13 protein-coding genes are annotated in these 13,599 nt (G+C 64.5%); 2 read left to right on the top strand and 11 right to left on the bottom strand.

Translation table 11 applies throughout. The features are described from left to right. Positions 1-55: 55 nt before the first annotated feature. The 6 genes from ET21_RS0121785 to ET21_RS0121755 all read right to left on the bottom strand — a co-directional run bounded on the left by ET21_RS0121785 (position 56) and on the right by ET21_RS0121755 (position 5,499). The gene (locus tag ET21_RS0121785) at positions 56-1,168 is read right to left on the bottom strand and encodes a mannose-1-phosphate guanylyltransferase/mannose-6-phosphate isomerase (RefSeq protein ID WP_030541338.1); all 1,113 of its coding nucleotides are present in this window, start codon (positions 1,166-1,168) and stop codon (positions 56-58) included. Positions 1,169-1,386: 218 nt separating this feature from the next. Next, positions 1,387-2,433 (bottom strand): site-specific integrase, encoded by a 1,047-nt coding sequence (locus ET21_RS0121775; RefSeq protein ID WP_030541337.1) that lies wholly within the window; start codon positions 2,431-2,433, stop codon positions 1,387-1,389. Between the two features lie 134 nt (positions 2,434-2,567). Next, a complete protein-coding gene (locus tag ET21_RS0121770) occupies positions 2,568-3,818 on the bottom strand; it encodes a three-Cys-motif partner protein TcmP (protein ID WP_030541336.1) in 1,251 nt (416 codons plus the stop codon). 24 nt (positions 3,819-3,842) lie between these two features. Continuing rightward, positions 3,843-4,625, bottom strand: a complete 783-nt coding sequence (locus tag ET21_RS0121765; RefSeq protein ID WP_026189148.1) for a DUF5131 family protein — start codon at positions 4,623-4,625, stop codon at positions 3,843-3,845. Between the two features lie 240 nt (positions 4,626-4,865). Further along, the gene (locus tag ET21_RS0121760; protein WP_018251287.1) at positions 4,866-5,258 is read right to left on the bottom strand and encodes a type II toxin-antitoxin system VapC family toxin; all 393 of its coding nucleotides are present in this window, start codon (positions 5,256-5,258) and stop codon (positions 4,866-4,868) included. Next, positions 5,251-5,499: an AbrB/MazE/SpoVT family DNA-binding domain-containing protein gene (locus tag ET21_RS0121755; protein ID WP_018251286.1), complete on the bottom strand. Its 249-nt coding sequence runs from the start codon at positions 5,497-5,499 to the stop codon at positions 5,251-5,253. The genes ET21_RS0121760 and ET21_RS0121755 overlap by 8 nt, the downstream gene beginning before the upstream one ends. A gap of 234 nt (positions 5,500-5,733) precedes the next feature. Between ET21_RS0121755 and ET21_RS0121750 the strand changes: the two genes are divergently transcribed. After that, positions 5,734-6,390: a recombinase family protein gene (locus ET21_RS0121750; protein WP_018251285.1), complete on the top strand. Its 657-nt coding sequence runs from the start codon at positions 5,734-5,736 to the stop codon at positions 6,388-6,390. 107 nt (positions 6,391-6,497) lie between these two features. Here the strand turns inward: ET21_RS0121750 and ET21_RS0121745 are convergent, their stop codons facing one another. Then, positions 6,498-7,847, bottom strand: coding sequence for a DUF4403 family protein (locus tag ET21_RS0121745; RefSeq protein WP_231376783.1), 1,350 nt, complete (start codon positions 7,845-7,847; stop codon positions 6,498-6,500). 366 nt (positions 7,848-8,213) lie between these two features. Between ET21_RS0121745 and ET21_RS0121740 the strand changes: the two genes are divergently transcribed. Further along, a complete protein-coding gene (locus ET21_RS0121740; RefSeq protein WP_018251282.1) occupies positions 8,214-8,783 on the top strand; it encodes a DUF4142 domain-containing protein in 570 nt (189 codons plus the stop codon). Between the two features lie 65 nt (positions 8,784-8,848). Here ET21_RS0121740 and ET21_RS0121735 read toward each other — a convergent pair whose 3' ends face one another. From ET21_RS0121735 to ET21_RS0121720, 4 genes are all read right to left on the bottom strand, one after another. Then, positions 8,849-9,280, bottom strand: coding sequence for a MarR family winged helix-turn-helix transcriptional regulator (locus ET21_RS0121735; protein WP_018251281.1), 432 nt, complete (start codon positions 9,278-9,280; stop codon positions 8,849-8,851). A 100-nt stretch (positions 9,281-9,380) separates the two neighbouring features. Continuing rightward, positions 9,381-10,808: an efflux transporter outer membrane subunit gene (locus tag ET21_RS0121730; RefSeq protein ID WP_030541334.1), complete on the bottom strand. Its 1,428-nt coding sequence runs from the start codon at positions 10,806-10,808 to the stop codon at positions 9,381-9,383. Continuing rightward, positions 10,808-12,334: a DHA2 family efflux MFS transporter permease subunit gene (locus ET21_RS0121725; protein WP_018251279.1), complete on the bottom strand. Its 1,527-nt coding sequence runs from the start codon at positions 12,332-12,334 to the stop codon at positions 10,808-10,810. Before ET21_RS0121725 ends, ET21_RS0121730 begins: the two co-directional genes overlap by 1 nt. Then, positions 12,334-13,572 carry an HlyD family secretion protein gene (locus ET21_RS0121720; protein ID WP_018251278.1) on the bottom strand — a complete coding sequence of 413 codons (1,239 nt, stop codon included), beginning with the start codon at positions 13,570-13,572 and terminating at the stop codon, positions 12,334-12,336. The genes ET21_RS0121725 and ET21_RS0121720 overlap by 1 nt, the downstream gene beginning before the upstream one ends. Positions 13,573-13,599: the final 27 nt, after the last annotated feature.

Genomic DNA, 13,599 nt, shown 5'->3' with positions numbered 1-13,599 from the left:
CTTTCTCTCCATTCCGGGCGTCTTCGAGATCCGTGTCGCCGATCCAATTTCCTGCTCACGAGGCGGCGGGAGTGACGATCGACAGGGCGGCGGTTCGTTGCGCTCGTCGCCGTGGCGGAGGCGTCGCTTGGCTGGCGCGTTGCACCAGTCGGCGCACCTCCTGGGCACGCTCCCGCGGGATCACCAGCACGACATCATCCGTGGCAACGATGACGAGATCGGACACGCCCAGCGCGGCAACGCGGGGCCCGCCCGTCCGAATGAGGCATCCGTGGCTTTCCAGCGCTAGGACATCGCCGTGCAGCGCATTTCCGCTGTCGTCCTGGGCTTCGATCTCATGAAGCGCATCCCAGCTCCCGATGTCGGACCATCCCACGTCGATGGGAACCACCGCCATGCGCGCGGCGTGCTCCATCACGACATAGTCGATCGATTTCGACTCTACGGACGCGAAGGCGGCTCTATCGGGAATCAATCGAGTGCCCTCGCGATCGGCGGTCGCCAAAGCCTTGCGAACCGATCCGAGAAGCCCCGGCGCGTGAAGTGAGAGTTCCTCGATGAGGCGGTCCGAGCGGAGGAGGAAGATGCCTGCGTTCCAAACATAGCGGCCATCGGCAAGCATGCGTTCCGCGCGTGCCGCCTCCGGCTTCTCGACAAAGCGGTTCACCCGGCAAATTTCGCCCGAGAGCGGCTCTCCCATGTCGATGTAGCCGTAACCGGTCGCGGGGCGGTCTGGAGTGATGCCGAACGTCACCAGCCAGCCATCCTGGGCCAGGGGAAGAGCCCGATGCACCGCGTCGCCGAAGGACTCCACGTCCCTGATCACATGATCGCTCGGCATGACCAGCAACAAGGCGTTCTCGTCCGTGCACTCGAGCGCCGCCATGGCGAGGGCGGGGGCGGTATTGCGCCCGATCGGCTCGAGGAGCAGCCGGGAGGGTGGGCATCCCACCGCTTCGAGCTCTCCGAGTATCTGCGGCTCATGCTCCTGGCTGGCGACGACGATGGGGGAGCTCGATTGCGCGATGCTCTTGGCGCGCAAAGCCGTCTGCTGAAGGAGGCTTTCTTCGCCTGCGAGTGGAAGGAACTGCTTCGGTCTTTGCTCTGTGGAGAGTGGCCACAGTCTGGTCCCTGCGCCGCCGGAAAGGATGACGGGGATGAGCTGCATGAATCAGGCCCTTGTCGCGAAGTCCCGCCATGGGAGCAGCGCGCTCCAGGGACACTTTTCCGATTTCCTTTCAGCGTCGGGCGCGATCCTGAAGGCTGCATCCGCCGCCAAGGCTACGTGAGGGTAAGGAGGGGGCGGCTGCCCCGCCCTGCGCTAGATCAGTCGCAACATCACTGCCTGCTCATCACGCCGGCTGTCGCGAGCGGCAGCGCTCTGGATCAGAGAAACCGCTCGCCGGCATGATCGCGGAACCGGTCGGCCGAGCGGACATAGTCCGAGAGGACTTGCACCGTCTTGTGACGGCTGACCTCCTGCATCTTGAAGATCGTCGCACCCTGATTGGCTGCTTCGGTCAGGAACCCCGCGCGCAGCGAATGACCGGAGAATTTGGCTTCGTCGTAACCGGCGGCGCCGGCACAGCGCTTGACCAAGCGCGCGACAGCCTTGTCGGACATCGGCTCGCCGGTGAGCTGGTCGCTGCGGGTGAGGCGGCGGAACAGCGGGACCGTGGCCTCCTGCGCGGGCGTGCGGACAACTCCAGCCTCCAGCACCCGCACGGCGCTGATCCAGTCGAGCAGCAGCGCCTTCGGGCGCAGCCGGGTACCTTCGGGGATCGCGATCGTCGTGCCTCCGCCGGCCTGGTCGGTTTTGGTGGCGCCAAGATAGAGTTCGATCCCGTGCTCGAGGATGCCGACACTCTCGAGCGTCAGTGCCACCAGCTCGGAACGGCGCAACGCGGCGGCCATGCCGATCGCGAGCGCGGCACGGTCGCGACGGGCGCGTAGACCATCGCCCTTGATCTGCGCCAGCATGTCGCGGAGCGCGGCGGCGTCGGCGGGCTCCTTGCGGGTTTTCTTGGCCCGCTTTTCGTTGCGGATACCGGCAAGCGCCTCGCGCAGACCGCCCGCTTCGGGGTGCGCGGTCGGCGCTGGATAGTTGTTTGCGCGATGATGGTGGCCGATCGCGGCCACGCGCCGTTCGATGGTGCTTGGCTTAAGACCCGACGCGGCCTGGTTGGCGACGAACGCGGCAATCTGTTCCGGATGTCCCGGCATCGGAGCGAGGCCGCGCGTGCGACACCAGTCGGTGTAGATGATCCAGTCGGAGCCATAGGCGCGATGGGTCGCGGCGGCGCGCGCGGCTTTCTTGTAGGCGGCCGCGCGTTCGAGATCCTCGTGGAGCACGGCAAGCATCGCGGCGTCGGGCGCCAGCGCCGGCAGCGTGACGGGCTCGGGCTCGACTTCGTCGGGACTTGGGTCGTGCAAGATCGGTGCCGCGCTTCGATGGACTGTCAACGCCGGTTTGCTGTAGGTTTTCTCAAAACAGTGGACGAAAGTTGTAGGGGTGGAGGCGCCTCGAAACGGTGGACATTGCCTGAAACAGTGGCTGATCCGGCGGCTTAGTTGCCGCCCGCGTTTAGAAACATGGGGAAGAAGCTCTTCTGACGTTTGAGCTTCAGCACGTCGCCGACGCCGATCGCATTCGCGCTACGCCGCTCGCCGCCGCCTGGCGTGATCACCTGAATATCAGGGTTCTCGATGATCGCTTGATGCACGTCGTCGGTATGCGCGGGCGTCGCATTGTAGATCCCCTCGTAGAAGTCTCCGACCTCGATGACATCGCCTGACTCCGAGATAAGGCGCGGGATATCGGCAAGCAGCTGGTTGCGGGCCCCCTCGCGCCCGAAAAGATCGAACAGGTACAGCGCACCGCCATCGTGGCTTGGATCGTAAGACAACATGTTGAGTCCAGACCGACCGAAATGCGCCTGCGTCGTACTATTCTGGTGCAGCACGTTGTTATAAACCTGACGTGCGCGATAGATGTTCGCGAAGTGGATCAGCCAGTAGCGCCAACCTCCCGGATTATTGATCGAGAAGGGACTCACAAAAGGCGCGCAGGTCCGAAAGGTCTCGAAGACGAGCCGCTCCGCAGCGCCGAGCCACAGGCTCTTACTCATCGCCCCTTCGAGCTGCTCGAGGTCGCTTGGCTCGATGCCAAACGGGCGGAGCTGGGTAGCGAGCTGCACCGGGTCCGACTTCTGCAGGAACGAGAGTAGCGCCTCGATCGCGAACGTATAGAAGATCTCGACCGATGGATTGGAGCGCATGACGTCGAGGATCGTGGTGCGCTCGACATGGCTGTGGCCGCATTGGTCGAGGTTGAAGATCAGGTTGCGGTAGCGGCCCTGCGCAAGAAGCTTCTTGATCGCGGGGTAAGCGTCTTCAAAGCTTTCGGTCAGATACTCGACCCGAAGATGAAGCCGAGGCACGTTGTCGGCGATCTCGGCCTGGAGCGGCGCGACGTTGCCGCGCAGGCTGTCGATCGCTGCCGGGCTCTGGTCGTTGAGCACCAGCAGACATTCCATTGACACGAGACCGAACCCCTGCGCCGCGCGCATTGTGTTGATCGTGTCGATCGCGCGCCGCAGTTCCTCGATGAAGATGAGCGGCGACCCAGGCGTTCCGCAGGCATAGCGACCGCCGCCCGCAAACCCGTCAACGATCGCGAGGCGAAATTGGGTCTGCTGTGGAAGCTGGCAGCGCACGCCCAGATAGTTCGCGAAGTACTCGCGGAGGATCTTGTGCTTGCGGCGGGAGTGGTCCTCGAGTGTCGCGCCACTTGCCCAGCTGTACGGTTTTTCGGCCATTCCAATCCTGCTGTTTCGAGCTCGTTAGAGCGCCGCGGTAAAGCCGGTCGGCATCTCATCCCACGTCCGACCGCGGTACTCGCGCCCGTTCGCCTTTTTGGAACGCCGCTTATTGTCCTTGCCCCAGGTGCCCCATTGCTTGAAGAAGAAGGCAGTGTCGTAGGCGAGGCATTGCTGGTGGAGTTCATCCACCCACGCCTCCCGAATGGGCCGCGCCGACCGACCGCTTTCGCCGCCCACGATCGCCCAATCGATTCCGGCGAGATCGATGGTGCCAACTGGCCCAATCAGCGGCTCGAATGAAATGAAGCGGATCGCAGCGGGCACCGCGCGGAGGTGGTCGACACGCGCTACCACCTCGGCGTCCTCAATGCTGGTGCCCAACCAGACATTCGGCAGAACGTCGCCAATAAGACGAGTGACGACTGCTGCCATGCGCTCGGGGCGTTTGGTGAGGATCTGATAGTGGTGGCGCGGCGTCTCGCGCATGACCTGCCATACCGCTTGAATGAACGCGTCGCTGACGCCCTCGTGAAACAGGTCGCTCATCGAGTTCACGAAGATTTTGCGGGGTTTTCTCCATCGGTGGGGGATCGTCAGCGCGGCCTGGTCCTCGCGCACCAAGCCCTGCCAGATGGTACGGCGACCACTACGCCGTGTAAGTCCTGCGTACTTGCCGACGCCCATCGCCTCGAGACGACGGGCCATCTCCATTGCGTAGCAATGGCTGCATCCGGCGCTCACGATCGAGCATCCGGCGACCGGGTTCCAGGTGGCATCCGTCCATTCGATTTCGGTGTCAGCCATGGCTCACCGGTCCTGCCCGCACTAAGCCTACTGTACCGTCAAAAGAACGGATAGGGAACACAGAAGTTCGATCAAGCGCCGCTGGGCGGGCCCTAACTACGTCAGTTTGCATCGTAAGCCCGCCGAAGGCCGCTATTGAGCAGACCGCTCGAGATTGAGCACTTACCCGCTGCCTTTCAGTCACATAGACCCTTTCTGCGCACCCATCGGTTCGCCGCACCCAAAAGCACGAATGCGCGATTACCGCGATCGCACATTGGTGATGGTGATGCCGGCATCCGCGCTCGCCAGAGGTCCGTCCGTCGTGAACATCTCAGCCTGCAGGTCGATTGCCAACGCAAGGCACGCCCGGTCGCCAAGCGATAGGCCAAGCGCCTTCGTTGCTGGCCGCAAGTCGCCTATAATAAGCGCCTGGGCGGGAGAGAGCGGCCGAACGTCGAGGTGGAGCCCGCCGAGCGCCTCACGCACCTCGTCGAGCGACAATCCCCGGTCCCGTAGCTTGGAGACGACCTCTGCGAGGTTGGCTGTTCCGATGATGCTGCGGGTCAGGACGTCGACTACCCGATCAGCCCCGGGTTCATCGTTCAGAAGGCAGAGCAGGGCGGAAGCGTCGAGTACGACTTTGCTACTCACGCTCCGCCTCACGCCGACGCTCCGCGATCAGCTCGTCAGCCAAGCCGACGCCTTCGGGCACATACTTGCGCAGGATCGCGCGAGCGCGCTCAAGTGCCTTAGGTACGGAACGTACCCGCAACTCGCCATCGTCCACATCGACGAGAACGGTGTCACCCGTGGTGATCCCGAGCTCACGGCGCATTGCCGCCGGGATCACGAGCTTACCACCGTCCACGATCTTGACCCTCTGTGCTTCCATCTGCACCAAACCCGCTGCTCAGACCTGTCCAACGGTCTTATACCGGAGAGCAAAGTCTGACGCCAGCGTGGAGGCAGGGATCGATACACGGCCGATCACCGAACGAGCGTTCATCGATGATGGAGCAGCTACTTAGACCCGGTCCGCTTAGCTAGGCTACGTAGGACCGGTAGTTGCTGTTCTGAGCCAACTGCTGCATGACTGGCTCACAAGGGTATACCCAACGGAGCCAACATGAGTACGACCGTCCGCGCTGCTCGCGTGTACCTGCGCGTCAGCACCGATGAGCAGGATCTTGAACGCCAAGAGGCGATGGTCGTGTCCTCGCGTACCGCGGGGTATTATGTCGCAGCTGTTTATCGCGAGAAGGCTTCCGGCGCGCGTCCTGACCGGCCCGAGTTGCTTCGCATGATAGCCGACCTGCAAATGGGCGAAGTCGTTATCGCCGAAAAGATCGATCGGATCAGCCGCCTGCCGTTGGCTGAGGCGGAGAGGCTCGTCACCGCTATCCGCGACAAGGGAGCGAGGCTAGCCGTACCAGGAATTGTGGACCTTACCGATCTTGCTGAGGACAATGGCGGGGTGACGCGCATCGTCCTAGAGGCCGTTCAAGACATGTTGTTGAGGGTTGCGCTTCAGACCGCTCGCGATGATTACGAACTGCGCCGCGAGCGGCAGCGGGAGGGCATAGCGATCGCCAAGCGGGAGGGACGCTATACCGGTCGAAAACCAGACTTGGCCCATCATCGCCGCATTGTCTCACTTCGTGAGGCAGGGATGAGCATAGCGAAAACGGCGGCGCTAGCGGGCTGCAGCATCGCACAAGTCAAGCGCGTTACAGCCCTCCACCGGGCGACCAAGCAGAGCGATGCGTGTCCGACGATACCGTGAGATAGAGCCGGACTCAATTCGACCTCTGAATAATTCTGCTAGGATGGAAAGAGGCGGCAGCGTTGCCGCTGGGACGGTCAAGCAGCCGTGAAGGCTGCAGCGAGATCTCAATTTCTGGCCCGTACTGGCGCAAGGCTAATCGTGGCCGTGCCGCGCCCCCATACCGGTAGGTAGACGCCTTGCCCCGCCGCCTTCAACTGGCCCGTCCGCACGTCCGTCACACGGGCACGCACGATTATGTCGCCAATCCGCTTTTCGTCGATCGCACGGGTGATCTTGCCGATTAGCTTGTCGAAATCCTTTTCGAAGTTCTGGGTCAGCGCGGCTGACACAGTGCCTGATATGCCGGGAGTGTTGGCGAGCTTCAGGAGCAGGCTTGTCCCGACCGAGTCGGCCACACCGGCGACAGTGAGATCGTCGAACGCTACACGGCGATCGTTGACGGCGTTCCGCGGCGTGGCGGTAAGCCAGATCGTGCCTTGCGCAGGCTCCCCACCTTCGGCTGCCGCACTGAAGCGAAGCCCGACCGCGATCTTGTCACCCGTGGTGCCGTAGACGGTCACCTGGTGAAACTGCGCGCGCACGGCCCCGACACCAGGCACTTCGAAGGGCCGGCGGGAACGCTTCGCCAATGCCTTGGCGAGCACAGGCTCCAGCTGAGGATAGTCGGCGATGACGGGGATGGCGAACAGGATGCGGCCGGGTCCGGGCTGCGTGCGCGTCATGTCGGGGAGCGGCCGGCGCTGCGGATCAGGCGGCCGATCGCCGACAAAAGTCTCCGTCCCCGCCGTCATCCCTAGCGCCAGGTTCACCCGGTTGCGCGAAATGGTGTAGCCTCCGTAGCTCAACTGCCGGGGCGTGATCCGCATCCACACCGGCGGGTTCGCCCGGTTCAGTTGGACGGAGGTGAACGCCGACCCCCAGACCTGCGCGATCTGCTCGCGCAGCTGCAATCTGCCGAGCTCCTGCGGCAGCGAGCGCTCCAGGCGCTCGACGACGCCGGCGAGCTTGGCGTCGGCCTTGCTGGTGAACTCGATTCGCTGGCCGAGGAAGTCGACGTGCGGCTCGTCGGTCCAGTCGTAGGCGATCGACACCGTTGCGCGCGGCGACCAGTCGCGGGCGATGTCGAGCCTGACCACGGCCCGGACGCGGGCGTCCGCCTCCGCCGTTTCCCGGCTGAGCACGCCGCCCACGTCGCGGGCGCTGATCGCGGCGTGAAGCGGCATGGTGACAATGATCGTTTTGCCCGAGCCCTCCAGCACCAGCGGCCCTCGGACGACGGTGCCGGTGATGCGGCACTGGATCGCGGGCGTCTTGATCTTCGCGAAGAGGATCTTGACCTTTTTCGGCGGGAGGCAGGTCTGCCCCGGCTTGTCGATCGACCAGAGGCGACGCGGAACCGCCTGTTCGAGGCTTGCCGCCAGCTTGTCCATGTCTGCAACAATCGGGACATCCATGGTAGAAGTCTGCGGGGGCACGCTGATGGTGTCCGTCGCTCGCGGAGGCGCCTCGCGAGGAGTCCGGTCGCAGCCACTAAGGCATGCAACGCAGAGCAGGGCGGACACGATCGAGACACTCGAGAGTTCGTTCTCGCGAAAAAAAGCCCCGGCAATCTGGCCTGCCGCTTCAGCTATCGACCGACTCGGCGTTGAGACGGTTGCCCGAGCGGTCGTGTTCTTCATCGCCGCGCACCTCCAGCCGTCCGAGCGGCCACCATCCCATAGGTTTGCCAAATCAGTTTCGCAAAAGGGAACCGTTCCGTTTCTTTATCGTTCGGCCGGTTGATTTCGGTCAATGCCTGACAACACCAACGGAGGCCCTCTATGAAGATTGCGATTGTCGCTGCGCTGCTCACCCTGGCGCCGGTTACGGTGTTGGCGCAGGCCGTTTCGCCCGCCACTTCGGGAACGATGACCAGCGCCGACGTCGGCGTCTCGCCGATCTCGGGCCAGAGCGGCCCTAATTACGTGCTCGCCGCGGCCGACGCCAACCTCTACCAGATCAAGGCCGCGCAGCTCGCCGCGACGCGCGCGCAGCGGGACGACGTCAAGGCCTACGCAAAGCGCGTGCTGGCGGAAACGCAGAGCAGCCACAAGGCGCTGCTGGCAGCGCTGAAGAATGATCAGCGCACGATCAAGGCGCCGCCCTCGAACCTGTCCGCCGACCGCGCCGCCCTCCTAAAGCTGCTCCAGAAGGCGCCGAAGAGCGCTTTCGACAACCTGTATCTGACCCAGTCGGCGCAGGTTCAGCAGGCTGCGTGGGCGGTGCATAAGGGCTATGCACAGGATGGGACCGACCCGGCGCTGCAGCAGGTTGCCGGTACTGCGGTCCCTGTGCTGGAAAACGAGCTCACCACCGGCAAGTCGCTTACTCCCTCCGGGCTTGCAGGATAGGTGATACCCGCCGGGCCAGGTCGACGAAGCCCCCTTCGACCTGGTCCGGCACTTGTTTGCGGCGATCACTGCCTGGAGTGCAGCCGGCGGAATTGCTCCCGTGCTTCGCCGCGCATGAGCTGCTGCATTACGATCCAGTAGCCCGTGACGGCTGTTTCTCCTGCCGCTTGGTAAGCGTTCGCCATGTTGCGCCTGAGATCCTCGAAAAGCGCGTTTTCGAGCGCTCGCCCCTCATCGGTCAAAGAAAGCAGCTTTTGACGACGATCGCGCTCCCCGACACGGCCGCAGACGAGCCCGCGATCCATCAGATCCCGCATTACCCTGCCAAGCGATTGCTTCGAGACGCAAAGAACGTCCAGCAGTTCGCTGACAGAGATTTCCGGGTACCCGCCGAGGAAATACAGGGCGCGGTGATGCGCCCGCCCGAGGTTACGCGTCGCCAGTTCGGCGTCGGCATGCGCCAGATGGGATCTGTGGGCGAAGAACATCAGGTCCATTCCTCCCCTGATCGCGTCATCACGCAGATACTGGGCAGGGGGCGGCAGAAGCGGAGCCGTCACGCGGTCGGCGCCCTCCGCTCGCATAGTTGGAAGACCGTCACGGCTGGCTCCATCCAAGTCCCATCGCCTTTTGAAGGGCAACGAAGGCACGATCAAGCTCGCCAGTGGCTTCCAGCACCGACTGGTCGGCAGCCAGCGCCGCGCGTTCGGCATCGATGGACGTGGTCAGCGGTATCGCTCCCTGCGCGTATCGCTGCCCGGCATAGGTCGCTGACTGCTTGGCGCCGTGCCGGCTCTCGATAGACGAAAACAGGTTCCGGCGCTGATTCCCGAAGCGGGTCAGGCTGCTTTCCGCGTCCGACAGCGCGCCGAGAACCGCCTTGCGGTATTGTGCTTCCGCCTCGTCGCGGTCGGCCCGCGCCTGCTCGACCCGGGCACGGTTACGGCCGAAGTCGAGGAAGCTCCAGCTGATTCGCGGCAGGAGGAGGCCCGCGACGCTGTCAGGATCGATCACATCGGCAATATTGGGACCACCGAGGCCAATGATACCCATGATGCTGACTGATGGGAACTGCCGGGCGACGTTGACACCGATCTGCGCGTTCGATGCCGCCAGCTGCCGCTCGGCTGCGCGAATGTCCGGCCGGCGTCGCAGCATGGCGGCCGGATCGCCGATCGCGACATTCCTCGGGATCATCGGGATCGGCGCGGGGGAAGACAGCAAGGCGTCGTGAGCACCGGGTTCGTCGCCGGTGAGCAGGGCAAGCTGGTCGAGCGTGGTTGCGATCTGCCCTTCGAGCGGCAACAGCCCGGCCTCCGTGCGGGTCAGCTCGGTCTGGAGCCGAACCACCTCGTCGCGCGACGATGCACCGCGTTGCTCACGCTGTTGAAGCAGGGCGAGTGATCGCTGCTGAAGCGCTGCGGAGCGGCGGGCCAGGATCAGACGCTGCTGAAGTTCGCGCAAGGTCACATAATTCTGGGCAACCTCCGCCGAGAGACGAACCTGCGCATCGGCCCTATTGGCTTCGGCTGCCTGCGCCTGGGCTTCGGCACCTTCGGCGGCACGGCGTCGGCCGCCGAACAGATCGATCTCCCAAGACGCGTCCAGGCCGGCGTTGTAGAATTCGGCCCTGGTACGATCGGATTGCTCGCCTTGCGTCGGCAGCGCGAGCGAGCCGGCGGGAAGATCGGCGACGATCGCAGTCCCTGACCCCGAGACGGTGGGAAGCTGGTTCGCGCGCTGTTCGCGCAAGCTGGCGCGCGCCTTGCGGATGCGCGCCTCGGCGATCGCCACGTCCGGATTAGAGGCAAGCGCCCGGTCGATCAGCATCGTGAGCTGCGCGTCGCCCATGCCTTCCCACCAGCGTGCGACAGGGGTCTGCGGTGACGTGACGGCCTGATCCGCGCGGCGAAATGTCGACCCGGCGCGCTCCCCGCTCGCAACGCCCGGCGGGCCTCCATAGTTGGGGCCGACGACGCATCCAGTCAGGAGTGCGGGGAGAATGGCCCAGCCAAGTCGCTTCATCAGTGCATCGCCATCTGCGTGTCGGAGGAGATCGGGCGGAGGAACAGCGCCAGCGGCGTCGTGATCGCGATCGCGACGCCCAGCGCAAAAAACAGGTCGTTATAGGCCATGACGGTAGCCTGTTCGAGAAGTTGACCGGCGAGCTGCCGATACGCGCCGGCTTCGCCGGACGGCATGACCATGGCTTTAGCGAACCATTCCTGCGTGGTCGCCGCGTTGGCCGACACCGTTTCGCCCAGCCGGTTGAAATGCAGAAAGGTCTGCCGGTCCTGGAGGGTCGCCATCAGCGCCAGGCCGATCGATCCGCCAAGGTTTCGCCCCGCGTTGAACAGCGCGGACGCATCGCCTGCGTCTTCGGGCGCCACGGCGCTGATCGCGGCCTGGTTGAGGAACATCATGGCGAAGATCTGCCCAAAGCCGCGCACGAGCTGAGAGTTCGTCAGGTCCCCACCGGCCGACCGCGCGGTGAGATGCCAGTCCATCGCGCAGCTGACGCCGATCAGCGTCATGCCGACAAAGACCGCCAGCCGGACGTCGAGATATTTGAACGCGAGCGGCAGGAACGGCATCAGCATCAGGGCGGGGATGCCGGAGACGAAGACCACCTTGCCCGATTGCAGCGCGCTGTAATCCGCCATCGACGAGAGAAACTGGGGGATGAGGAAGGTGACCCCGTAGAGCACGACGCCGATGATGAGGCTGAGGACGAATACGCTGCCGAAGGAGCGGCTGAAGATCAGTGACAGCTTGAGCACCGGATGCGCGGAGCGGACCTGTCCGATCGTGATGAGCGCGAAGCCGAAGACCGTGGCGATCGCGAGTTTCACGATCATGGCGGATTCGAACCACATCTCGCGCTGCCCCTCCTCGAGCATGACGGTGAGCGCACCCAGGCCGATTGCGAGCCCTGCGATCCCGAACCAGTCGGCATGGCGCAGCTGGTCGAGCCGCAGACGCTCATGCTTGAGCCCGAACAGCAGGAGCAGGACGAGCCCGGCACAAACCGGCACGTTCAGGAAGAAGGCGTAGTGCCAGCTGTAATTGTCGGTGAGCCAGCCGCCGATGATCGGCCCGAGCACCGGACCGAGGATCGCGGTGCCGCCGAACGCGGCGGTGCCGATCGGCTGTTGCGATGGCGGCAGCCGTGTCGCGATGATGGTCATCGCGGTCGGGATCAGCGCACCGCCGGTGAAGCCTTGCCCTACACGCCCGGCGATCATCATCGGCAACGTCGTCGAGATGCCGCACATGATCGAGAAGCCGGTGAAGCTGATCGCCGCACCCAGAAGGAAGTTGCGCAGACCGAACAGACGCACGAGGAAGGGGCTAAGCGGGATCATGACGATTTCCGCCACGAGATAGGCGGTCGCGACCCAGGTGCCCTCCGTTCCGCTCGCGCCGATCTCGCCCTGGATGGTGGGCAAGGCCGCATTGACGATCGAGATGTCGAGCAGCGCCATGAACGACCCGATCGTGCCCGCTGCGACGGCGAGCCAGTCGCGCAGGCCGGCGCGTTCGGCCGCCATCAGCGCCCGCCCTGCGTCTCGTCGTGCTTAAGCCGCTCGGTTTCCTGTTCGATCCGGTCACGACTTCCTTTTGCGCTGATCGTGTCGACCGTAACCTCGACCGACAGGCCGGGACGCAACACCCGGCGCGCCTCCGGCCCCGCTTCAATGCTGATCCGCACGGGCACTCGCTGAACGATCTTGGTAAAGTTCCCGGTCGCGTTCTCGGGCGGGATGAGCGAGAACTGCGCGCCCGTGCCTGGCGAGAAGCTCGCAACCCGGCCGCGCAGTTCGGCGCCGTCCAGTGCATCCACCTTGATGGTCACGGGTTGCCCGACGCGCATCAGCGCGACCTGGGTCTCCTTGAAATTGGCCTCGATGTAGAGTTGATCAACCGGCACCACCGACATCAGCCGGGTCGCAGGCTGGACATATTGCCCGGCCCGGACCGCCTTGTCGGCAACAACGCCGTCGATGCTGCTGCGGATCTCGACGGCGCCGAGGTCCGTCGAGGCGCGCGCAAGCTGCGCCTGCGCGGTGCCGCGCTGCGCCTCCGCCTGGCCGATGCGAGCCGCTTGTGTGGCGACACTGCGACGGGCGGCGAGGTAGGCGGCGCGCTGCGCGCGCAGCTCCGCGGCGGCTCGATCACGCTGCAGGACGAGGTTGGCGAGGCGCTCGCGCGATTCCGCCCCTGTCCGAGTGAGCGGTTCGTAACGTCTTACCTCGTTTTCTGCCGCTGCCGCGGCAGCCTCGGCGCTCGCAACCTGGGCGGCGGCCTGAGCGACAGTGGCCTGCTGCTCGTCAAGCGTCCGGCGCGCGGTCGTGATGTTGGCGCCGGCCGCGGCAATCTGAGCTTGCGCCTGTTCGACATTGGCGCGGTAGTCACGAGGATCGAGGACGGCGAGCAGCTGGCCGCGGCGGACAGGCTGGTTGTCGGCGACGAGGACACGCTCGACATAGCCGCCCACCTTCGGTGAAACGGTCACGAAGTCCGCGCGCACATAGGCGTTGTTGGTCGACTGCAGGTATTGGCCGCTCGCGCGGTAGTTCATGTACCAGACGACCGCCGCGACGATGCCCGCAACGAGCGCGGCGATGAGGACGTAGCGGATGATCGGATAGCGCTCGAGAAGCGAGGGCTTCTTTACGCCGTCGTTCTCCTCGACACCGTCCTTCGACCTAGCTTCTGGCTGGGAATGCGCATTCCGGTCGTCATGCGGCGCATCGCCGCCTCGATCTTCAGCATGCTCGTCAGCCACTCAGCAACCCTAACGTATGTAAACCGG

The sequence above is a fragment of the Sphingobium sp. DC-2 genome, from assembly GCF_000722555.1.
Lineage (GTDB): Bacteria > Pseudomonadota > Alphaproteobacteria > Sphingomonadales > Sphingomonadaceae > Sphingobium > Sphingobium quisquiliarum.
Note: the sequence above shows the minus strand (reverse complement) of the source record. Positions and strands in the feature narration are given on the sequence as shown.

Excerpts from the sequence above, each read along its gene's own strand:
- ET21_RS0121785 (WP_030541338.1), bottom strand. The coding sequence starts at position 1,168 with ATGCAGCTCATCCCCGTCATCCTTTCCGGCGGCGCAGGGACCAGACTG.
- ET21_RS0121770 (WP_030541336.1), bottom strand. The coding sequence starts at position 3,818 with ATGGCCGAAAAACCGTACAGCTGGGCAAGTGGCGCGACACTCGAGGAC.
- ET21_RS0121765 (WP_026189148.1), bottom strand. The coding sequence starts at position 4,625 with ATGGCTGACACCGAAATCGAATGGACGGATGCCACCTGGAACCCGGTC.
- ET21_RS0121755 (WP_018251286.1), bottom strand. The coding sequence starts at position 5,499 with ATGGAAGCACAGAGGGTCAAGATCGTGGACGGTGGTAAGCTCGTGATC.
- ET21_RS0121750 (WP_018251285.1), top strand. The coding sequence starts at position 5,734 with ATGAGTACGACCGTCCGCGCTGCTCGCGTGTACCTGCGCGTCAGCACC.
- ET21_RS0121745 (WP_231376783.1), bottom strand. The coding sequence starts at position 7,847 with ATGGATGTCCCGATTGTTGCAGACATGGACAAGCTGGCGGCAAGCCTC.
- ET21_RS0121740 (WP_018251282.1), top strand. The coding sequence starts at position 8,214 with ATGAAGATTGCGATTGTCGCTGCGCTGCTCACCCTGGCGCCGGTTACG.
- ET21_RS0121735 (WP_018251281.1), bottom strand. The coding sequence starts at position 9,280 with ATGGACCTGATGTTCTTCGCCCACAGATCCCATCTGGCGCATGCCGAC.
- ET21_RS0121730 (WP_030541334.1), bottom strand. The coding sequence starts at position 10,808 with ATGAAGCGACTTGGCTGGGCCATTCTCCCCGCACTCCTGACTGGATGC.
- ET21_RS0121725 (WP_018251279.1), bottom strand. The coding sequence starts at position 12,334 with ATGGCGGCCGAACGCGCCGGCCTGCGCGACTGGCTCGCCGTCGCAGCG.